Source organism: Streptomyces iranensis (assembly GCF_017874715.1).
GTDB classification, from domain to species: domain Bacteria; phylum Actinomycetota; class Actinomycetes; order Streptomycetales; family Streptomycetaceae; genus Streptomyces; species Streptomyces iranensis.
The window spans coordinates 1-1033 of sequence record NZ_JAGGLR010000082.1 but is presented as its reverse complement, the minus strand read 5'-3'; the positions used below and the strand labels follow the sequence as shown (position 1 = coordinate 1033).

Genomic DNA, 1033 nt, shown 5'->3' with positions numbered 1-1033 from the left:
TACGCGAAACCACCTTCGTACCCCTCGCCTGCTCCGAGAAGGACACCTCCAGCGCCTCGACCGCCCCCGCGGCCGCAGCCGCCTCCGGGGCGGCGGAATTGGGCTTGACGGTGATCACCGGCGTGCCCCTGGAGACCCGGGACTTGGTGGTGAAGGCGGCCGCGAACACCGACTGCGTCGCCACCGGACCCGCCTCACCGGCCTCCAGATCCACGGCATCAGTGATGATGCCCGAACCGATACGCACCGACAGCCGGGCCGCGATCTCCTTGCCCTCCGCAGAAGACGGGAACAGTACGGCAGACGGCGACACGGCCTCGTACGCCGCCTGAACCGCATCCACCTTCGGAACAACGAGGTACTCGGCAAACTCCGGCGCATCCGCGGTCAGCACCCGCACCGCACCGTACTCGGCAAGCGTGGCAGCGGTATCCGCAGCACCGGCACCCAGGGAAACCGCGACGGGCTCACCAATACGGCGGGCCAGCGTCAGCAGCTCCAGAGTGGGCTTGCGGACAGCACCGTCCACGTGGTCGACAAAGACAAGGACTTCAGCCATGGGAATCGCTCTCCTGCGACATGCGAAAGATCAGGGACGGGCAGCGGGAACCGGTCAGATGAACTTCTGACCCGCCAGGAACTCAGCGAGCTGCTTACCGCCCTCACCCTCGTCCTTGACGATCGTGCCCGCCGTGCGGGCCGGACGCTCGGTGGCACCCTCGACCACGGTCCAGGCGCCCTCCAGCCCCACGTCCTCGGCCTCGATGTCGAGGTCGGACAGGTCCCAGGAGGTCACCGGCTTCTTCTTCGCCGCCATAATGCCCTTGAAAGAGGGGTAGCGCGCCTCACCGGACTGGTCGGTCACCGACACCACCGCCGGAAGCGACGCCTGAAGCTGCTCCGTCGCGGTGTCCCCATCACGGCGCCCCTTCACCGTGCCATCCTCGACCGACACCTCCGACAACAGCGACACCTGCGGCACACCCAGACGCTCCGCCAACATCGCCGGCAGCACACCCATCGTGCCGTCCGT

At 67.6% G+C, this 1033-nt stretch carries 2 protein-coding genes; both read right to left on the bottom strand.

Going from position 1 to position 1033, the window contains the following annotated elements; translation table 11 throughout:
* Positions 1-559: electron transfer flavoprotein subunit alpha/FixB family protein (locus tag J2Z30_RS49250; protein WP_372453435.1), on the bottom strand; the 559-nt coding region annotated here is incomplete at its 3' end.
* Between the two features lie 54 nt (positions 560-613).
* Positions 614-1033, bottom strand: a 420-nt coding sequence (locus J2Z30_RS49245; protein ID WP_443732402.1) for an electron transfer flavoprotein subunit beta/FixA family protein, incomplete at its 5' end; no start/stop codon positions are given.